This is a genomic window from Geomonas diazotrophica, from assembly GCF_018919385.1.
Classification (GTDB): Bacteria; Desulfobacterota; Desulfuromonadia; order Geobacterales; family Geobacteraceae; genus Geomonas; species Geomonas diazotrophica.
This window is the reverse complement of sequence record NZ_JAHLMF010000002.1, coordinates 142,220-162,032: the sequence shown is the minus strand read 5'-3', so window position 1 is coordinate 162,032 and position 19,813 is coordinate 142,220. Positions and strand designations below refer to the sequence as shown.

The 19,813-nt window shown below is 65.9% G+C and carries 19 protein-coding genes; 13 read left to right on the top strand and 6 right to left on the bottom strand.

Features of this window, described 5'->3' with window-relative positions; translation table 11 throughout:
• Window positions 1-225 precede the first annotated feature (225 nt).
• The 3 genes from KOM00_RS02925 to KOM00_RS02915 form a co-directional block, all read right to left on the bottom strand.
• Entirely contained in the window at window positions 226-1,530 is a 1,305-nt protein-coding gene (locus tag KOM00_RS02925; RefSeq protein ID WP_216497340.1) for a pyridoxal phosphate-dependent aminotransferase, read from the bottom strand.
• Between the two features lie 239 nt (window positions 1,531-1,769).
• On the bottom strand, window positions 1,770-2,342 hold the full coding sequence (locus tag KOM00_RS02920; protein ID WP_216497339.1) for an SH3 domain-containing protein: 573 nt from the start codon (window positions 2,340-2,342) through the stop codon (window positions 1,770-1,772).
• The gene (locus tag KOM00_RS02915; protein WP_216497338.1) at window positions 2,339-2,692 is read right to left on the bottom strand and encodes a VOC family protein; all 354 of its coding nucleotides are present in this window, start codon (window positions 2,690-2,692) and stop codon (window positions 2,339-2,341) included. The genes KOM00_RS02920 and KOM00_RS02915 overlap by 4 nt, the downstream gene beginning before the upstream one ends.
• Window positions 2,693-2,810: 118 nt before the next feature.
• Here KOM00_RS02915 and KOM00_RS02910 point away from each other — a divergent pair, with 118 nt between their 5' ends.
• From KOM00_RS02910 to KOM00_RS02900, 3 genes are all read left to right on the top strand, one after another.
• On the top strand, window positions 2,811-4,412 hold the full coding sequence (locus KOM00_RS02910) for a thiolase family protein (protein ID WP_216497337.1): 1,602 nt from the start codon (window positions 2,811-2,813) through the stop codon (window positions 4,410-4,412).
• Window positions 4,413-4,504: 92 nt separating this feature from the next.
• Window positions 4,505-4,666 (top strand): hypothetical protein, encoded by a 162-nt coding sequence (locus KOM00_RS02905; RefSeq protein WP_216497336.1) that lies wholly within the window; start codon window positions 4,505-4,507, stop codon window positions 4,664-4,666.
• A gap of 108 nt (window positions 4,667-4,774) precedes the next feature.
• Window positions 4,775-5,386 carry a flavodoxin family protein gene (locus KOM00_RS02900; RefSeq protein WP_216497335.1) on the top strand — a complete coding sequence of 204 codons (612 nt, stop codon included), beginning with the start codon at window positions 4,775-4,777 and terminating at the stop codon, window positions 5,384-5,386.
• 9 nt (window positions 5,387-5,395) lie between these two features.
• Here the strand turns inward: KOM00_RS02900 and KOM00_RS02895 are convergent, their stop codons facing one another.
• On the bottom strand, window positions 5,396-5,596 hold the full coding sequence (locus KOM00_RS02895; RefSeq protein ID WP_216497334.1) for a hypothetical protein: 201 nt from the start codon (window positions 5,594-5,596) through the stop codon (window positions 5,396-5,398).
• A gap of 272 nt (window positions 5,597-5,868) precedes the next feature.
• Here KOM00_RS02895 and def point away from each other — a divergent pair, with 272 nt between their 5' ends.
• The 5 genes from def (at window position 5,869) to KOM00_RS02870 (ending at window position 10,037) form a co-directional block, all read left to right on the top strand.
• On the top strand, window positions 5,869-6,387 hold the full coding sequence (gene def, locus KOM00_RS02890; protein WP_216497333.1) for a peptide deformylase: 519 nt from the start codon (window positions 5,869-5,871) through the stop codon (window positions 6,385-6,387).
• Window positions 6,384-7,340: a methionyl-tRNA formyltransferase gene (gene fmt / locus KOM00_RS02885; protein ID WP_216497332.1), complete on the top strand. Its 957-nt coding sequence runs from the start codon at window positions 6,384-6,386 to the stop codon at window positions 7,338-7,340. The genes def and fmt overlap by 4 nt, the downstream gene beginning before the upstream one ends.
• Window positions 7,330-8,100, top strand: a complete 771-nt coding sequence (locus tag KOM00_RS02880) for a DUF116 domain-containing protein (RefSeq protein WP_236026712.1) — start codon at window positions 7,330-7,332, stop codon at window positions 8,098-8,100. Before fmt ends, KOM00_RS02880 begins: the two co-directional genes overlap by 11 nt.
• A 46-nt stretch (window positions 8,101-8,146) precedes the next feature.
• Entirely contained in the window at window positions 8,147-9,070 is a 924-nt protein-coding gene (locus KOM00_RS02875; protein WP_236026711.1) for a polysaccharide deacetylase family protein, read from the top strand.
• A gap of 100 nt (window positions 9,071-9,170) precedes the next feature.
• On the top strand, window positions 9,171-10,037 hold the full coding sequence (locus tag KOM00_RS02870; protein WP_216497330.1) for an NlpC/P60 family protein: 867 nt from the start codon (window positions 9,171-9,173) through the stop codon (window positions 10,035-10,037).
• Between the two features lie 6 nt (window positions 10,038-10,043).
• Here the strand turns inward: KOM00_RS02870 and KOM00_RS02865 are convergent, their stop codons facing one another.
• Window positions 10,044-11,081 carry an HD-GYP domain-containing protein gene (locus KOM00_RS02865; RefSeq protein ID WP_216497329.1) on the bottom strand — a complete coding sequence of 346 codons (1,038 nt, stop codon included), beginning with the start codon at window positions 11,079-11,081 and terminating at the stop codon, window positions 10,044-10,046.
• 159 nt (window positions 11,082-11,240) lie between these two features.
• Entirely contained in the window at window positions 11,241-12,647 is a 1,407-nt protein-coding gene (gene merA, locus KOM00_RS02860; protein WP_216497328.1) for a mercury(II) reductase, read from the bottom strand.
• Window positions 12,648-12,910: 263 nt separating this feature from the next.
• On the opposite strand from merA, the gene glyQ reads away from it, so the two are divergent.
• From glyQ to KOM00_RS02835, 5 genes are all read left to right on the top strand, one after another.
• The gene (gene glyQ / locus KOM00_RS02855) at window positions 12,911-13,786 is read left to right on the top strand and encodes a glycine--tRNA ligase subunit alpha (protein WP_236026710.1); all 876 of its coding nucleotides are present in this window, start codon (window positions 12,911-12,913) and stop codon (window positions 13,784-13,786) included.
• Window positions 13,786-15,849, top strand: coding sequence for a glycine--tRNA ligase subunit beta (glyS, locus tag KOM00_RS02850; protein ID WP_216497326.1), 2,064 nt, complete (start codon window positions 13,786-13,788; stop codon window positions 15,847-15,849). The genes glyQ and glyS overlap by 1 nt, the downstream gene beginning before the upstream one ends.
• 185 nt (window positions 15,850-16,034) lie before the next feature.
• Window positions 16,035-18,770: a pyruvate, phosphate dikinase gene (gene ppdK / locus KOM00_RS02845; protein ID WP_216497325.1), complete on the top strand. Its 2,736-nt coding sequence runs from the start codon at window positions 16,035-16,037 to the stop codon at window positions 18,768-18,770.
• 159 nt (window positions 18,771-18,929) lie between these two features.
• A complete protein-coding gene (locus tag KOM00_RS02840) occupies window positions 18,930-19,130 on the top strand; it encodes a cold-shock protein (RefSeq protein WP_216497324.1) in 201 nt (66 codons plus the stop codon).
• A gap of 84 nt (window positions 19,131-19,214) precedes the next feature.
• A complete protein-coding gene (locus tag KOM00_RS02835; RefSeq protein WP_216497323.1) occupies window positions 19,215-19,664 on the top strand; it encodes a YaaR family protein in 450 nt (149 codons plus the stop codon).
• Window positions 19,665-19,813: the final 149 nt, after the last annotated feature.

The following is a 19,813-nucleotide window of genomic DNA, read 5'->3' as shown; positions in this document are numbered from 1 at the left end:
CTTCTTTCCGGTACAACCGAGGCCATCGTGAAACCCCTGAGGTGGTGAGGATGCTGCCCAAATGGAGCATGGATAGCATAACTGCCGCTCGATAGTCAATGAGGACGTCCACTTGCGGCAAAAAAGGGGGTGTGGGGGAGAAAAAGGGGGGGAGGGGGAGAAGCGGTGAGAAGGTTCCCTCCCCCCGGAAGGGGGGAGGGAGAGGGGAGGGGACGCCGTACCTGGCTACGAGGCGAGGTAGGCGGCGATGTTCTCGGTCAGGGTGCGGTAGATCTTGCGGCACTCCTCCTCGTCGCGCTCCAGCAGGGTGACGCGGAAACCGAGGAGCTCGGTGTTGAAGGAGGAGAGCGGCACCACGCAGATGCCGGTGTGGGCCAGGATGTAGTAGACGAAGCGCTTGTCCGGCGCGACGCCGGGCTGGTTCACGATCCCCTCCACCAGCGCGCGGATCTCGGGGTTCTTTATCGGCAGGCTCTGGGTGTGGTTCAGCACCCCCTGCTTGAAGGGAACCGCCATGTAGAAGGCGCCGTTGGTGCGGTTCACCGACAGCTCGGGGACCCGGGAGAGCGCGTCGTACATGATGTTGCTCATCTTCTCGTAGCGGCCGATGCGCTCCTTCAGGTAGTTGTGGTACTCCGGGTGCTTCATCACGGCGGGGAGGCAGCGCTGCGGCAGCGTCGTGGAGCAGACCTCGTTCATCTTGGACGAGAGGATGGAGTTGACGAACTTCTTGAAGCGCGGGTCGCGCTCGCCGTTGTAGACCTCGATCCAGCCGCAGCGCGAGCCGGGCCAGGGGAGTTCCTTGGAGATCCCCTTCATGGCGATGGCAGGGACCTCGCCGATCACGTCGGAGATGGGTACCGTGTGCTCGCCGTTGTAGACGATGTTGCTGTACACCTCGTCGGCGATCAGGAACAGGTCGTACTTCTTGGCGATGGCCACGATCTCTTTCAGCACCTCGGGGGGGTAGACCATGCCGGTCGGGTTGTCCGGGTTTATGAGCATGATCCCCGAGATCTGCGGGTTGTACTTCACGTGGCACTCGAGGTCCTCCATGTCGGGGTACCAGTTGTCCTCGGGTTTCAGCCGGTAGCAGACCGGGACCGCGTTGGCGTGGGCCGCCTCGCCGATGGAGTGGGTGGTGTAGGTCGGCGACGGCATCAGCACGCGGCTCTCGGCCCTCAGGTTCCCGTAGACCTTGGCGATGGCGTCGCCCAGCCCGTTGAAGAAGATGATGTCGTCCGGGGTGATCTGCGCGCCGCCGCGCTTGTTGGTGATCTCGCAGATGAACTCGCGGGTCTCCAGCACGCCGCGGGTGGGGCAGTAGGCGTAGCTCTCGTCGTGCATCGCCTCGGTCGCAACGATCTCCTTCATCCAGAGCGGGATGGTCTCTCCCTTGACGATGGGGTCCCCGATGTTCTCCCAGTTGATCTTCACCCCGAGGCGCTGCACCTTCTCGGCCACGGTGACGATGTTTCGGATTTCGTAGGTGAGTTCTCCCGCGCCGGGAGTAACTATGTCGTTGCGCATTCTTTCCCCCCTGATGGTATGTATCTGCTGCGACTAGAGCCGTTTTTTGTATAAAAAAAGGCCGCGGGGGTCCCCCACGGCCTTCAGTAGAAATTTATTGTTTTCTAATCAGCAGTGGCGGCTCTTGAAAGGTCTGGCCGCTGCTGCCGCGTGGACGGTGCCACGTGATGTAACGCTGTTAGTATACATGACGCCTCAAATAGCATGCAGGGAATTCAATGTCAATGTTTTTTCTCTTTTCAGCGCCTTCCAGCCAGCGAGACGGTGAGCCTCCCGTCGGGGTCGCGCCAGCGCAGCCACCCGGCCGGCGCCTCCACCCGGGCCCACTCCTGCGCCACCTCAAGGACCCTGAGCTCCTGGTCCCGGGAGAGCGGCGCCGAGGGGGCCGGCTCGCCGCCGGGGGCCTGGCGCAACTGGTACCACTCCTTCTTCAGGCCGGGGAGAAGCCGCACCGTGCGCCCCGGCAGGAAGTCGCGCCACTCCCGGTACTCCCACCCGCGCGCCTTTTCGAGCCACCCCTGGCGCCCGGCCTCGTCCAGCGCGACCCGCACCCAGCCGCCGCGCCGCTCGCTCGCCGCCAGAAGGGGCTCAGCGTCGTCGCCGGAGAGCCGCGGCAGCGCCTGGGGCGTGGTCTCGGCCAACCGATGCAGGCCCGGTTCCTGGTACAGCGCGAGGCTCTCCGGCTGCCACCCCGCCCCCTGCCTGAGGATAAGCACCCCGCAGCCGCTGTAGGGGCGCGGGGCGGGGAGGGCGGCCACTGCCGCTGAGCCGGCACCGGCCAGCAGCAGGGTGCACGCTAAAACGAATCTCACATCTCCACCAGGGCAAACTCGTTGCCGTCCGGGTCGGCGACAACCGCCATTTTGCCCCACGGGCTCTTCTCCAGGGGCTCGGTGAAACGCACTCCCTCCCGGGTAAGCCGGGCGTAGAGCTCCTCGAGCCCCTTCACGGTGAAGGTGATGCCGGTGTGGCGCCCGACCAGCTTCTGCGCCGCGTCGTGCATGGCCAGCGACACCCCAAGGGCGGTCCCCTCGCCGGGGAGGAACTCCATCATGTATTCGGTCTCCTGCCCCGCGGGGAGCCCTAACTGCTCCCGGTAAAAACGACGCGCGGCCTTGATGTCCTTGACAAATACAACGATATTCTTAATTTTCTCTACCATGAAAACCGCCTTGAATGATATGTTGTGACAGCGTTCTAATAGATAGCAGAGTGGGCGGGCGCTGGCAAGGCTAATCCGTCGCCGGAAGGCGACGCGCCGCCCGTTACAGGGGGGAAGCGTGACGCAGCAATTCAAACCCAGGGAGGTCTACGTCGCCTCCTCGTACCTCGCCCCGGTCGGGCGCTACAACGGCCGGGAGCGCGAGGCGCTGAGCTTTTTGGAGATGGCCGAAAAGGCGGGGGAGGTCTTCGCCGGGAGCCGGATCCGCCGCTCCGAGGTGGGCGCCGTCGTGGTGGGGTGCCAGAACCCGGTCGCCTTCTCCGGGGTGGACAACACCGCGGCCAAGATCGCCGGGGTGCTCGGCATCTCCGGGGCCAAGTCGGTGCTGATCGACACGGCCTCCTCCTCCGGCGCCTCCGCGCTCGAGTACGCCTACCTGCAGATCGCCTCCGGGCGCTGCGATCACGTGCTCGCCATCGGCATCCAGAAGATGAGCGACGTCTCCACCGGGCAGGCGACCCGCATCGTCGCCGGGGTGATCGACAAGGACGAGGCCGAGTTCGGGCTCTCGATGCCCGCCTGCGGCGCGCTGGTGGCCCGCTCGCTGATCGAGCGGCTCAGGCTTTCCACCGAGGAGTGGACCGCCTTCTCCGCGCTTCTGACCCAAAGGGCACACCGCTTCGCCGCCAGGAACCCCGACGCCCACCTCTCCTTCGAGATCCCGCTCGAGGAGTACTACCGCCAGATCGTCACCGGCAAGAACTACCGCTACTGGTGGCCCCTGCGCTACCACGACTTCTGCCCCATGTCCGACGGGGTCGCCGCGGTGCTCCTGTCGGCGACGCCGCACGAGGTGATCGTCTCGGGGGTGGGGAGCGCCACCGACATCCCCACCATCGCCGACCGCCCCTACTTCCACAGCTTCCCCGCCACGGTCCGCGCCGCCGCCGAGGCCTACGCCATGGCGGGCATCAGGAAGATCACCGACTTCGCCGGAAAGATCCACGTCAACATGCACGACCCCTTCAACGGGTTCGGCCCCATCAACATGGTGGACCTTGGCTTCGTCCCGCGCCGCCGCATCGTCGAGGCGCTCTTGAACGACGAGCTGACCGGCGAGTTCGGCAGTTTCCCCACCAACCTGACCGGCGGGCTCAAGGGGCGCGGCCACCCGCTGGGGGCCACGGGGATGATCCAGATCGTGGAGAACCACCGCCTGATCACCGGCGGGCGCTTCCAGATGGGGCTTGCCCACTCCATCGGCGGGCCGATCAACAACAACGTGGTGACGCTCCTGGAGCGGACCAGCCACTACCGCCAGCGCTCGCACCCCGCACTCTCACCGTGGGGGCTTCCTCCACTGGGGCGCATGAAACCCAAGAACCTCACCCTGAACGAGCTCTTGAACGGGGAGCCGGTGGAGGGGCGCTTCGTCGCAGCCACCACCCGCTTCGACTTCAAGACCGGCGTCCCGGAGGGGATCATCATCATCGTCTCCTGCCTGGCCCAGGGGCGGCGCTATTCCTTCCTGTTCGGGGTGGGGGGGGAGCACTACGAGAAGGTCGTGCAGCTGAAATCCGGGGAGCCGGTCAGCCTCGAGCGCAGCGGTGAGGAGATCCTGGTGAACCGCATCCCGGTCAGGAAGTTCTACAAAAGGACCATGGACGGCGTCCTGGAACTGGCCGGCAGCGGCTGGAAGAAGCTCACCGGCAACGGCTAGCGGGTTTGCCTTGACACCTCGTTCCGGATCGGTATAGTAGCCAGCCGGTCCGGGCTCCCCGGGCGACCGCAAAGCTAAGGAGCAAGCGCAACATGACCCTGCTGTTCAAGATCCTGGGCGTCATCTTCGCCCTTTTCATCGTGCTGTTCGTTTTCATAGTGATCGAGGAGTCATTCCTGGGGGGGCGCCGCAGAAGGAAGCTGGAGCGCAAGGCGCGGGCCGAACAGGCGGCGCGGGATGCGGAAACAAAGTAAGTAGTCCTTGCCGCCGGTCGATTTCCCCCTCGCCCTCCGGGATGGGGCAGGGGTGAGGGTGCCGCCGCGAACAGGAGTGCCACGGGCAGGCGGGCTGACGGAGGCGTTATGGGTGACGCAGTGAAGGTGGTCGCCATCGTGGGAAGCTACCGCAAGGGGGGCATGGTCGACCAGGTGGTGGATGCGGTCCTGGCCGGAGCCGCCGCGGCCGGCGCACAGGTCGAGAAGGTTTACCTCCTGGACACCCACGTCGAGTTCTGCACCAACTGCCGGCTCTGCACCCAGACGCCGGGAGGGGCGCGCGGCATCTGCCCGGTCGCCGACGAGATGGCGCGGCTGCTCGACCTGGTGGAGGGGTGCCAGGGGGTGGTGCTCGCCTCCCCGACCAACTTCGGGGCGGTCACCGCCCTCACCAAGAGGTTCGTGGAGCGTCTGGTCTGCTACGCCTACTGGCCCTGGGGCACTCCGGCGCCCAAGGTCCGCAGCCGGGAAAAGCCCAGGCGGGCGGTGCTGGTGGCGGCGAGCGCGGCGCCGGGCTTCATGGCCCGGCTGTTCACGCCGGTCGTGAAGATGCTCAGGCAGAGCGCGGAGCTGCTCGGGGCGAGCTGCATGGGGACCATCTTTGTGGGGCTTTCGGCCAGGGAGGAGCGTCAGTGTGCGGGAAGGCGCGTCCTGGCGAAGGCGCGCCTTTTGGGAGGGAAGCTGGCGACGGGGAGGTAGCTGCCGCGGCTAGCGGCGCGGGGCCGCCATGGTGAAGCCGTCCTCGCTCCCCCAGATGCGGCGCGGACGCCTGGCGGGCGTGCGCAACGGCACGTCGGCCCTGCCCCGGGCCAGGAGGTGCGGCAGGGCGGCTGCTGCCGCCAGGAGCGCTGCCGGGGGTGCGGTTTTTCCGGTGAGATGCTTCGATGCTGCCATAGGTTCCTGCGTCATGCCTTCCTCCTGCTGCGACTGTCGAACCTGGAGACAAGCAAGAGACGTTCCCTCCCGCTAACACATCGAAATCGTTGCCGGTGATCCGGGGAAAGGGTCCTTTTTGACGGACGTTTTTTTGACTTTCGGCCCCTTTTGACGGGATTTTGACGCGGGAAGGCGCCGGCCGATGAGCCTCGCGCGCTCCCTCCCCTCATGAGTATCTCGTTGATTTTTTCCCGACAACTTTAGTATAGTGACCCGGATAGCCCCCAAAGCCAAAGGAAGGACATATGGTACGAAAAATACTGACCTATCCGGACCCGGAGTTAAAGAAACGCTCCTTGCCGGTTACCGTGATTACCGAAAAGACCCGCGAGCTGGTGCGCGACATGGCCGAGACCATGTACGACGCCCCCGGGGTGGGGCTTGCCGCCCCCCAGATCGGGGTGCACCAGCGCATCGTGGTGATCGACGTCTCGTGCAAGGACGAACAGCCCGAGCTGATCGTCGCCATCAACCCCGAGATCGTTCACGCCGAAGGTGAGGCCTACGAGGAGGAGGGGTGCCTGTCGGTGCCCAAGTTCTCGGCCAACGTGCGCCGCCACGCCCGCGTGGTGGTGAAGATGCTGAACCTGGACGGCGAGGAGGTGGTGATCCGCGCCGACGACCTGTTGGCGATCGCCTTCCAGCACGAGATCGACCACCTGGACGGCGTCCTCTTCATAGACCACCTCTCCCCGCTCAAGAAGGGGCTCTTCCGCAAGCGCTACCAGCGCGCCCAGGAAGAGGCAAAGGAGCAGCAACGATGACCGGTTTGCGTATCGTCTTCATGGGGACACCCGAATTCGCCTGCCCCACCCTGCGCACCCTGATCGAACGCGGTGAAAACGTGGTGGCCGTGGTCACCCAGCCCGACCGCCCCAAGGGGAGGGGGCAGCAGACCCTCCCGCCTCCGGTCAAGGTGGTGGCGCAGGAGCACGGCATCCCGGTGCTGCAACCGGTGAAGGTGCGCCTGCCCGAGTCGATCGAGGAGATCCGCGCCCTGGAGCCGGACCTGATCGTGGTGATCGCCTTCGGCCAGATCCTCCCCAAGGCGCTCCTGGACATCCCGAAGCACGGCTGCATCAACGTGCACGCCTCGCTCCTGCCGCGCTACCGCGGCGCCGCGCCGCTCAACTGGTGCATCATAAACGGCGAGACCGAGACCGGGGTCACCACCATGATGATGGACGTGGGGCTCGACACCGGCGATATGCTGCTCAAGAGCGCCACCCCGATCGACCCGGACGAGGACACCCAGAGCCTGCACGACCGGATGTCGCAGCTGGGCGCCGAGCTCCTGGCCCAGACCCTGGACCGCCTGGTCGCCGGCGAGCTCACCCCCGAGAAGCAGGACGACGCGCTCACCTGCTACGCCCCCATGATGAAGAAGGAAGACGGCCTCATCGACTGGACCAGGAGCGCCCGTGACATCAAGAACCAGGTGCGCGGCATGACCCCCTGGCCCGGCGCCTTCAGCTTCCTCGACGACAAGCTCCTGAAGGTGTACAAGGTGCAGACCGCCGCCGGAACCGGGACCCCCGGCGAGGTGGTCGCTGCCGGCCGCGATGGCATCGAGGTCGCCTGCGGCGAGGGGAGCCTCGTGATCCGTGAGCTGCAGCTGGAAGGGAAGAAGCGGATGGCGGCCGGGGATTTCCTGGCCGGCTACAAGGTGCCGGCGGGCTCGCTGCTGGGCAAAAAGGATTCTGCAGTTGGGGCATAAAGGAACCTATCAGAAACCGCCCCAGAAGCGACTCTTCGTGGCCCTCATGGGGGTGACCTGCCTTCTGGTGGTGGGGCTCATCTACCTGGGGTGGTACATCCCGACCATGGGGCTGGCCAACATCCACCCGGACCTGCCGCGCGTGGTGGGGATGGTGTTCGCCGTCCTCTCCGGCATCGCGGTCCTCGGGACCGCCCTCCTGGTGCTCACCACGGCGCTCGGCAAGGACATCCTCGGCACCAGGTTCATGCGCGGGGTCGTGATCAAGTTCCTGCTCCCGCTCATCGAGCAGATCGGCAAGCTCTGCGGCATCTCCAAGGACACCATCCGCCAGTCCTTCGTGGCCATGAACAACTCCCTGGTGATTTCGCAGCGCCTGAAGATCAAGGCGGACCGGATCCTGATCCTGCTCCCCCACTGCCTGCAGCTCGCCGAGTGCGAGATCAAGGTCACCGGGGAGATCGACAAGTGCCTGCGCTGCGGCCGCTGCGACATCATGGGGCTCGCCGACCTGGCCCGCAAGTACAACGTCGACATCTCGGTGGCGACCGGCGGCACCCTGGCCAGGAAGGTGATCATCGAGAAGCGCCCCAAGCTGGTCCTGGCCGTCGCCTGCGAACGCGACCTCACCTCGGGGATCAAGGATTGCTACCCCCTGCCGGTGATCGGGGTGCTCAACGACCGCCCCTTCGGCCCCTGCTTCAACACCCGCGTCGACGTCGACAAGATCGACGCCGCGCTCCGCTCGGTGCTGGCCTAGCCCCTCCATGCCTTCCGGCACGCCGCACCCCGCCAAAGAGTCCGCCATGCGTCTTATGTTCTGCCTGCTGCTCCTCTTCCCGCTCCTGATACTGGCGCCAGGCTCTTCCCACGCGCTGCAGATCTCCGACTACCGCGCGCTGCGCGAGCCGGTCGCCGACTGCTCGGGGCGGGAACTGTGGGCCATCAGGGGCTTTAAGGAGGATGGCGTGCCGCACCGGCTCGCCGTCGACCCCGTCACCCTGCAGAGCTTCGACCTCCCGGCGGCCGACCTGGTCCCGCGAAGGGAGGGCGATTTCAACGCCACCCGGCTGGGGCGCGCGGTGAAGCGCTACACCGCTCCCCCGTACCGGCTGCAAAACGGAGGCGCCACCCGCGCCGAGACCGCTGCCGACGGCTTCTTTCTCACCGTCGATCTCTGCCCCTCCAAGCGCCCCTTCGAGCGCGAGCTCTTCGAGGCCGCGGCGGCGCTCTCCCGTGGCAAGGCGGTGCCCGTGGCGGTGATGGTCACCGGGGTGTGGCTGGAGAGCCACCCGGAGGAGGTGGCCTACCTGAAGGGGGAGGTCGCCGCGGGGAGGCTCGCGGTCACCTGGGTGAACCACTCCTGGCACCACCACTACGACCCCAAGGTGCCGCTTCCGGGGAACTTCCTGCTGGCGCCGGGGACCGACCTGCGCGCCGAGGTGCTGCAGCTGGAGCAGCAGCTCCTCTCCCGCGGGATGGTTCCCTCCCCCTTTTTCCGCTTTCCCGGCCTTGTTTCCGACGGCGCCGCCATGAACCTCCTGGCGGAGCTCTCCCTGGTCCCGATCGGCGCCGACGCCTGGCTCGCCAAAGGGGAGCAGCCGCGCCGCGGCAGCTTCATCCTGGTGCACGGCAACGGCAACGAGCCCAAGGGGGTCCGGCTGGCGCTGCCGCTGTTGAAGGGGGTGGGGGTGCACCTCCTGCCGCTTGCCGCGGCCTTTGCCGACTGAGCGCGGCTCCGTCCGCGCCGCAACCCGCGGCACCCGCCGCGTTCCCGCCGGCCGGGCTCCGGCCCAAGCCGCTCCCGCCGGTCCTGTCACGAGGTAGGTCATGAAGACTCTTCTGCTCGCGGTGATAGCCCTTGCCCTTGCCGTAACCCCGTTCTCCACCCGCGTAACCGCCGCTGCCGCCCCGAAGCGGGTAGTCGCCGTCTCCTTCGCCCCGGTCCTCAACACCCCCGACTTCGCCGGCAGCTTCGGCGGTAAGGTCGCGCTTGATCCCTGCCGCGGGGTGCGCCCCATCGAGTTCATCGCCCTGCCGGGCACCCTGTTCGCCGTTGAGGGAGAGCTGGAGAAGAACGGCGTCAAGGTGCTGCGGGTGACCAGCAACGATTATCCCTATCCTTCCAAAACCGGGTTGTACGTTGATGCCCGCTTCGTAGAAGAGGCCGATGCGGCGGCCAAGGACCGCCCGCGCCACCTCCCGGAGCTGGCGGAGATTCAGAAACGGCTTTTGGCGGCTCTGGGCAAACCGTACGTGTGGGGAGGGAACGTGAAGGATGGCGTTCCGCTTTTGCGCAAGTACTACCCGCACGGGGACCCGCTGGCCGGGGTGGACTGCTCGGGTCTTCTCTACCAGGCTACCGACGGCTTCACCCCCAGGAATACCTCCACCCTGATCGGCTACGGCGAGGCGGTCCCGGTGGCGGGGCTCTCCGCCGAGGCGATCGCGCGCAAGCTCAAGCCACTGGACCTCCTAGTCTGGAACGGACACGTGATGGTGGTGCTCGACGACGAATCGATCATCGAAAGCAGGATGGGGTGCGGCGGGAAGCCGAGCGGGGTGATGATCACGCCCAGGCAGGAGCTCGTCAGGCAGATCATGAAAACGAGAAAGCCCGCGGACAGCTTCCCGAAAGGGAGCGCCGGGGCGAAGAGTTTCGTGGTGCGGAGATGGTTCCCCGCCGGGGGGAGATGAGGCGCCCTAGGCCAGGGCGCGCACGAGGTTGAGGTCGATCCGCTTCGGGTCGGGATGAGCGAGCGGGGCGTCCCCGAGTACTTCCTCGGAAGAGGGGAGGGGGCCCTGCGGGACCACCTGGAGGAAGACCTCCACGATGCCCGGGTCGAGCGCTGCGCCGCTCATGGAGCGGACCATCTCCCGGGCCTCGGCCAGGGGGTAGCGCTTGCGGTAGGAGCGGTCCATGGTGAGCGCGTCGTAGATGTCCGCCACGGAGACGATGCGCGCCTCCAGGGGGATCTCCTCCCCTTTCAGTCCCAAGGGGTAGCCGGTGCCGTCGTACTTCTCGTGGTGGTGGCGGATGATGTTCTTGGCCAGCTCCGAGAGCCTCGCCTTCTCGGCAAGGTCGGCGCCCCAGTCCGTGTGCAGCTTCATGGTCTCGAACTCGTCGTCGTTCAGGCGCCCGCTGCCGTTTAGGATCACCTCGGAGATGCCGATCTTGCCGCAGTCGTGCAGCCAGCTGCCGTACTTGATCTGGCGCAGGGTGTCCTTGGAGAGCCCCATCGCGTCGGCGATCAGGAGGGCGTAGACCGCCACCCGGTCGCAGTGCCCCTTGGTGCTGGGGTCCTTGAGCTCGATGGTCTGGGCGAGGGAGCGCAGCACCGCCTCGTCCTCCCGCCTCATGGCCTGCACGGTCCGGTAGCGCCTGAGCCCCTCCCGTACCACGTCCAGGATCTCCTGCTCCTTCCACGGCTTCAAGAGGTAGCGGAACACCTCCGAGTTGTTGATGGCGGCAAGCGCGGTGGCGAGGTCGACGTAGGAGGAGATGAGCACCTTGACGGTGTCCGGGGAAAGCTGGCGCAGTTCGGAGAGAAAGTCGAGGCCGGACATGCCCGGCATGCGGTTGTCCGAGACCACCACGGCGATCTCGTGCTCCCGGAACAGCTCCAGGGCCTCAGCCGCGTCGCCGGCGGTGAGCAGCTCGATCCCCTGTGCCTTGAACAGGTCGACGGAGGCTTGCAAGATCAGCTTGTTGTCATCCACGAAAAGAACTTCAGCCGCCATCGACATTTCCCCCCGCTCATAACTCATTGCACAAAAGCAAGCACCGGCTTGTCGTGCCGCCAAGGCGCGGTCCGACGCGGCAGCATGGTAATTCTTCATGAATTCGTTGTCAATTGCTAATCCGGGGGGGGAAGGGTGCGGCCGGCGCCGCTCAGGGGGCTACTCGGCGCAGCAGGAGAGCTGGGTGAGGTCGCGGTTGAAGGCTTGGGCACACAGGCGCAGCCCCTCGCCCATGGAGGGGTAGACGTGCAGCGTGTCGGCGAGTTCGGCCACGGTCATGCGGCAGCGGATGGCGAGGGCGGCCTCGTTGATGATGTCGGCGCCGCGGTGCAGGCAGATATGGACGCCGAGGATCCGGTCGGTGACGCGGTCGGCGACGATCTTGACGGCGCCGTCCAGCGCCCCGGTGACGTGGGCCTTGGGTATCGCGGAGGCGGGTATGGTGTGGCTCTCCACGTCGAAGCCCGCCAGGCGCGCCGCCCCCTCGCCGTAGCCCACCATGGCCACCTCGGGATCGGTGAAGATCGCCATCGGTAAAGTCTGGTAGTTTACTTCGCAGTGGCATCCGGTCTGCAGCATGTTGTCCACCGCGGCGATCCCCTCGCGCGCCCCCACCGTGGCGATCTGCATGCCGCCGGTGACGTCGCCGGCCGCCCAGATGCCCGGCGCCGTGGTGCGCATCTCGCCGTCGACCTTGATGAAGCCGCGCGGGTCAAGCTCCACCCCGGCCCGTTCCAGCCCGATCCCTTCCGTGGCGGGGGCGGTCCCCACCGCCAAGAGGAGCTGCTGAGAGAAGAACTGGTGCGGCTCGCCGTCGACCAGCGCCTCGACCCGCACCCCCGCCCCTTCGCGCGCCACCGAGCAGATCGCGGCTCCCACCACCACCCTCATCCCCTCGCCCTCCAACGCATGCTGCAGCGCAAGTGCCGGCTCCGGTTCCACCGCGGGAAGCACGCGCGAACCGTGCTCCAGTATGGTGACCGGGACCCCCAGCCGGTGGAACATCTGCCCGAGCTCCAGTGCGATGACCCCGCCGCCGACCACGGTGAGCGATTCCGGGAGGCTCTTCAGGAGGAGCGCGCTCTTGCTGGTCAGGTACGGGGTCCGCTCCAGCCCCGGTATGGCGGGAACGCGCGGGTGGCCGCCGGTCGCGATCAGGATGCGGTCGCTTTCGATGACCCGGTCCTCCACCTGCACCTTGCCGGGGGCGACGAATACCCCCTTCCCCTTGACGAGGGACAGCTCCGGAAGCTGCGCCAGGACGTCCAGGTACTTCTTCTGCCTCAGTTCCTGCACCACGGCGAACTTGTGCCGGTCCAGGGTGGGGAAGTCGATGCCTTCCCTGCGCACCCCAAGGCCAAGCCGCTCGCCCAGCTCGGCTTCGTGCCGGAACAGGGCGCAGTGGATCAGGGTCTTCGAGGGGATGCACCCCCAGTTGATGCAGGTGCCGCCGAGGACGCTCCGCTCGATCATGATGGATCGGGCGCCGCGCTCCTTGGCCCTCAGCGCCGCAGCGAAGGCGGTGGAGCCCGATCCTAATATGACGATTTCCTCTGTCGTACTCATGTGAATTTCCCCCTCGCTAAGTTTACCGTCCCGGCGGCGGCCGGTAAACAGGAGAATTCACCGGTATTTTCCCCTCCCCCTTGCCGCCCACCCTCCCGGGCGCCCCCGCGGCGCCCCGTTTTTACTGTGTTTGCGGGTGATATTCCTTGACAGCGCCGGGTGCGCTGTTGTAATCTGGCGAGCCTAACTGTTTGGATACAGTAAACTTTTTTATTCAAAAAGCTGCACCACTTGAAATATACGATTTGATCGGAGGCGGCGTGTTGACATTTCAGGATCTGATCCTCTCCCTGCAGGGGTATTGGGCGGGACAGGGGTGCGTAATCCAGCAACCCTATGATACGGAAAAAGGGGCGGGGACCTTCAACCCGGCCACCTTCCTGCGCGTGCTCGGGCCCGAGCCGTGGAAAGTGGCCTACGTGGAACCGTCCAGGCGGCCGACCGACGGGCGCTACGGCGAGAACCCGAACCGCCTGCAGCACTACTACCAGTTCCAGGTGATCATGAAGCCCTCGCCCATGAACATCCTGGACCTCTACCTCGACTCCCTGCGCGCCTTCGGCATCGACCCGAACAAGCACGACATCCGCTTCGTCGAGGACGACTGGGAATCCCCGACCCTGGGCGCCTGGGGGCTTGGCTGGGAGGTCTGGCTGGACGGCATGGAGATCACCCAGTTCACCTACTTCCAGCAGGCCGGCGGCATCGATCTGAAGCCGGTCTCCTCGGAGATCACCTACGGCTGCGAAAGGATCGCCATGTACCTGCAGGGCGTGGACAACGTCTACGACCTCGAGTGGGTCAAGGGGGTCAAGTACGGCGACATCCACCACGAGAGCGAGGTCGAGTTCTCCACCTACAACTTCGAGGAGGCCGACGTCGACATGCTGCTCAGCCTCTTCAAGATGTACGAGAATGAGTGCGTCCGCCTGGTGGAGAAGGGGCTCGTGCTCCCCGCCTACGACTACGTCATGAAGTGCTCCCACACCTTCAACCTCCTGGACGCCCGCGGCGCCATCTCGGTCACCGAGCGCGCCTCCTACATCGGCAAGGTGCGTAACGTGGCGCGCCTGTGCGCCGAGGGGTATCTGCAGATGCGCGAGCGGCTCGGCTTCCCGCTCCTGAAAGGAGGTCGCTAATGGCTAAGGATCTGTTCCTCGAAATAGGTTGCGAGGAGATTCCGGCCGGCTTCGTCCCCAAGGCGATGGCCGACATGGAAGCCCTCATGAAGCGCGAGCTGGAGACGGCCCGCATCGAGTTCGGCGAGATCGTGACGCTCGGCACCCCGCGCCGCCTGGTGCTGGCGGTGAAAGGGATGGCTGAGCGCCAGCCCGACGCGGAACTGACCGCCATGGGGCCGGCCAAAAGCGCCGCCTACGACGCCGACGGCAACCCGACCAAGGCCGCCCAGGGCTTCGCCCGCGGTCAGGGTGTGGAGGTCGCCGACCTGAAGGTGGTCATGACCCCGAAGGGGGAGTACCTCGCCGCGGTCAAGAGTGAGGTGGGGCGCGACACCGCCGAGCTCCTCCCGGAGATGCTGCCCCGCCTGATCGGCAACATCCCCTTCAAGAAGTCCATGCGCTGGGCCGACTTCGACGTCCGCTTCGCCCGCCCGATCCACTGGATCGTGGCGCTCTACGGCGGCACCGTGGTTCCCTTCTCCTTCGGCAACATCGAGAGCGGCTCGGCCTCCCGCGGCCACCGCTTCATGGCCAACAACACCTTCCCGGTGCGCGACCTCGCCCACTACCTGGAGGAGTGCGAGCGCCACTTCGTGATTCCCGACCCGGAGAAGAGAAAGGCGATCATCCGCCAGGAGATCGACCGGGTGGCCCGCCAGGCCAAGGGGAACGTGCTCCCCGACGAGGCGCTCCTCGAGCAGGTTTCCTTCCTGGTCGAGTACCCCTCCGCCGTGCACGGCACCTTCTCCCCCGACTTCCTGGTCGTGCCGCGCGAGGTCCTCATCACCTCCATGCGCGAGCACCAGCGCTACTTCTCCCTGGTGGACGACCAGGGGAAACTGCTGCCGGGCTTCATCACCATCAACAACACCCTGACCGAGGACCCCTCCGTCGTGGTCAAGGGGAACGAGCGCGTCCTTCGGGCCCGCCTCTCCGACGCCCGCTTCTTCTTCGACGAGGACCACAAGGTGAAGCTCGAGACCCGCGTCGAGAGCCTGAAGAGCGTGGTCTATCAGGCGAAGCTTGGCACCTCCTACGAAAAGATGGAGCGCTTCCGCGAGCTGGCCAAGGGGCTTGCCTCCCGGCACAACCCCGCTGTGGTCGACAAGGCCGCCCGTGCCGCCACCCTGTGCAAGGCGGACCTCGTCTCCGGCATGGTCGGTGAATTCCCCGAGGTTCAGGGGATCATGGGACGCGAGTATGCGCTGCATGACGGCGAGGACGCGGCGGTCGCCAACGCCATCGCCGAGCACTACCTCCCCACCCAGGCCGGCGGCGAGCTCCCCGCCTCCGACATCGGCGCCTTCGTTTCGCTCGCCGACAAGATAGACACCATCTGCGGCTGCTTCAGCGTGGGACTTATCCCCACCGGCTCCGCCGACCCGTACGCGCTGCGCCGCTCGGCGCTGGGCATCATCAACATCATCCTGGACAAGGGGTACCGCGAGCCGGTCTCCGGCCTCGTGAGGGCATCCCTGGAACTCCTCGCCGCCAAGGCGACCCGCCCTGTCGAGGACGTCTACAAGGACGTCATCGAGTTCTTCCGCGGCCGCTTCGTGAACCTGATGGCGGACCGCTACCCCTCCGACGTGGTGGACGCGGTGGTCTCCGTCTCCTTCGAAGACCTGGTCGAGGCGGCCGCCAAGATCCAGGCACTCGCCGAGTTCAGAAAGCGCGAGGACTTCGCCGCGCTGGCCGGCGCCTTCAAGCGCGTCGGCAACATCGTGAAGGAAGGGGTGGACACCCCGGTAGCCGCCGACCTCTTCCAGGAGCCGGCCGAGGGCGCGCTCTACGAGGCGCAGCAGCAGGTGAAGCAGAAGGTGGATGCGGCACTCTCCGGCGCCGACTACCTCGCCGCCCTCACCGAGATCGCCACCTTGAAGCCCGCCGTCGACCTCTTCTTCGACAAGGTCATGGTCATGGCGGAGGACGAGAAGGTGCGCGGCAACCGCCTGGCGCTTTTGACCTCGATCGCGCGGCTCTTCGGGAGCCTGGCGGATTTCGCGAGGTTGTCGGCATGAAAAGACTGCGACAGCTGAACCCGGGATGCGGCACCCTGGAGCAGGCCAACGCAGCAGCACAACGATTTATCTGACGCTCACGTAAACAGCCGTCCGGGTGCAACTCCCGGCGGCTGTTTGCCTTTTTCGGTTTATGTGTATACTTTAAGCTCCAAATTTATTAACAACATCTAAGGAGGGTGCACATGGGAACGCAGTACGTCTACTTTTTTGGCGCGGGCAAGGCTGACGGCAACGCCAAAATGAAGGAGCTTCTGGGGGGGAAGGGGGCCAACCTGGCGGAGATGACCGCCATCGGTCTCCCGGTTCCGGCCGGCTTCACCATCACCACGGAAGTCTGCACCGAGTACTACAAGAACAACCAGCAGTACCCGGCCGCGCTGACCGCCGAGGTCGAGGCGAACCTGGCCCGCGTCGAGGGGCTCATGGGCAAGAAGTTCGGCGACGCCAAGAACCCTCTCCTGGTCTCGGTCCGCTCCGGCGCCCGCGCCTCCATGCCAGGCATGATGGACACCATCCTGAACCTCGGTCTCAACGACACCACGGTGCAGGGGATCATCGCCCAGTCCGGCGACGAGCGCTTCGCCTACGACGCCTACCGCCGCTTCGTGCAGATGTACTCCGACGTTGTCATGGGGATGCACAAGGACGAGCTGGAGCACCTCCTCGAGCGCAAGAAAGAGGCGCGCGGCGTGCACCTCGACACCGACCTGAAGGCCTCCGACTGGAAGGAGCTGGTCGGCGAGTTCAAGGCGAAGATCAAGGCGACCCTCGGGGTCGACTTCCCCGAGGACCCGAAGGAGCAGCTCTGGGGCGCCATCGGCGCCGTTTTCGGCTCCTGGATGAACCAGCGCGCCATCACCTACCGAAAGCTCAACAACATCCCGGCCGACTGGGGCACCGCGGTCAACGTGCAGTCCATGGTGTTCGGCAACATGGGTGACGACTGCGCCACCGGCGTCGCCTTCACCCGCGATCCCTCCACCGGCGAGAACTACTTCTACGGCGAGTACCTGGTGAACGCCCAGGGCGAGGACGTGGTGGCGGGCATCCGCACCCCGCAGCCGATCAACCGCGCCAAGTACAAGCCGGGCGACCTCCCCTCCATGGAGGAGGTGCTCCCCGAGTGCTACCAGCAGCTGGCGCATATCAGGGATATCCTTGAGCGTCACTACAAGGACATGCAGGACATCGAATTCACCATCGAAAAGGGGATCCTCTACATGCTGCAGTGCAGAAGCGGCAAGAGGACCGCGAAGGCGGCCCTGAAGATCGCCGTGGACATGGTGGCCGAGGGTCTCATCGACGAGAAGACCGCGGTCCTGCGCGTCGCCCCGAACCAGCTCGACCAGCTGCTGCACCCCTCCCTCGACCCGAAGGCAGAGAAGAAGGTGATCGCCAAGGGGCTCCCGGCCTCCCCGGGGGCGGCCTCCGGCGAGGTGGTGTTCACCGCCGACGAGGCGGAGAGCGCGGCGAAGCTCGGCCACAAGGTGATCCTGGTGCGCGTCGAGACCTCCCCGGAGGACATCCATGGCATGCACGCGGCCCAGGGGATCCTCACCGCCCGCGGCGGCATGACCTCGCACGCGGCGGTGGTCGCCCGCGGCATGGGCAAGTGCTGCGTGGCCGGCTGCGGCGACATCAAGGTTGACTACCAGTCGGGGCAGTTCGTGGCCAAGGACGGCAGCGTGATCAAGAAGGGTGACGTGATCACCCTGGACGGCTCCACCGGCGAGGTGATGAAGGGTGCCGTCCCCATGGTCGCCGCAGGCGTCGGCGGCGACTTCGCCACCGTGATGGCGTGGGTGGACAAGTTCCGCAGGATGAAGGTCAGGGCCAACGCGGACACCCCGCACGACGCCAAGACCGCCCGCGAATTCGGCGCCGAGGGTATCGGCCTGTGCCGCACCGAGCACATGTTCTTCGAGGCGGACCGGATCGCCGCCGTGCGCGAGATGATCCTTTCCGCCGACCTCGAGGGTAGGAAGAAGGCGCTCGCCAAGATCCTCCCCATGCAAAAGGGTGACTTCAAGGGGCTCTTCCGCGAGATGAAGGGGCTCCCCGTCACCATCCGCCTCCTCGACCCGCCGCTGCACGAGTTCCTCCCCCAGGAGGACAGGGACATCGAGGCGCTCTCCGCCACCATGGGGGTCTCCGTGCAGACCCTGAAGCACAAGGTGGAGTTCCTGCACGAGTTCAACCCGATGCTCGGGCACCGCGGCTGCCGCCTGGGCGTCACCTTCCCCGAGATCTACGACATGCAGGTCCAGGCCATCATGGAGGCGGCCTGCGAGCTGGTTAAGGACGAAGGGTTCCAGATCGTCCCCGAGATCATGATCCCGCTGGTGGCGGTCACCAAGGAGCTCTCCATCATGCGCGCCAACGCGGTCGCCGTCTGCGAGGATGTGCAGAAGCGCTACGGGGTGAAGGTGGAGTACCTGATCGGCACCATGATCGAACTGCCGCGTGCGGCGATCACCGCCGACAGCATCGCCACCGAGGCCGACTTCTTCTCCTTCGGCACCAACGACCTGACCCAGACCACCTTCGGCCTTTCCCGCGACGATGCCGGCAAGTTCCTCCCCTTCTACGTGGAGAACGGCATCCTGGAGGACGACCCGTTCGTCACCCTGGACCAAAGCGGCGTGGGCGCCCTGGTCCGGATGGGTTGCGAGAAGGGGCGCGCAACCCGCCCCAACATCAAGCTCGGCATCTGCGGCGAGCACGGCGGCGACCCCGCCTCGGTCATCTTCTGCGACTCGGTCGGGCTCGACTACGTCTCCTGCTCTCCGTTCCGGGTGCCCATCGCGCGCCTGGCCGCCGCCCACGCCACGCTGAACGCCCAGGCGGCCGCTCCGGCCAAGGGGGGCGCAGCGGGAAAGGGAAGTGACGCCCTGCAGCAACCCGTGGCCAGCGCCTAGTCCGGCAGGCGGCACGGCACGGGCGTCGCGAGAACGCCGGAGAGCTTGACACATTTGGTGTAAACGTGTATTAGCGGATAGCGTCCTTGAGACGCAAAGAGGGGGGGGCGGATCGAGCCGCCCCCCCTAATCGACAACAGCAGCACAGGAGAAAAAGTAATGGCAAACGGTGTGGTGAAATGGTTCAACGACGCGAAGGGGTTTGGCTTCATCGAGCAGGATAACGGCGGGGACGTCTTCGTGCACTTCTCGGCCATCCAGGGGGACGGCTTCAAATCGCTGGCCGAGGGGGACTCGGTAAGCTTCGACGTGATCCAGGGCGCCAAGGGGCCGCAGGCCACCAACGTCGTCAAGAACTAGCTTCCTTTCCGAGCCTAGGTCCGGCCCCGAATCCTTTCGGGGCCTTTTTAGTTCCGCCCCGACCAGGGGCAAACGGTGCCGCGCATGCGTATCAACGAGAAATCAGACTCCCGCAGCATAGCCAAGAAGGAGAAGGGGGCGGCTCCCAAGAGCGTCGCCGGGACCGGCGCTCCCCTCTTCGCCGGCCGGTTGACCGCGGTCGCCAAGGCGAGCGCCGAGTACCAGGGGGAGCTGCAGCGCCTCAAGGACGAGATCGACAAGGCGGGGGACGTCCTGGAGCAGGAGCCGACCATCGCCAACTTCAAGCTCTTCCGGGAACTGATCGCCACCATGGCGCGCAAGGTCTCCGCCGAGGCCTACCGCATCGAGATGCTGAGCGGCGGGGTCACCGGCCGCAGCCACGAGGTGATCGCCGTCATCGACAAGGAGGCCGACCTCCTCTACCACCTGGTGATGCGGGAGCAGAAAGACCACATAAGGATCGTTGCCCAGATCATCAAGATCAAGGGGCTGGTGGTCGACTTCCTGCTCTAGCCGCCCCTCCTGCGAGCGCGGGGCCTCGCGCCGCTCTCTCGCCACCCGCATCATCCCCCCCCTGTATGGCATTTTCCGTATATAGTACTTAAGATCACATCGTAAAAACCGATATAACGCTAGGATTGACGGTGGCCGTTTCGCTACCT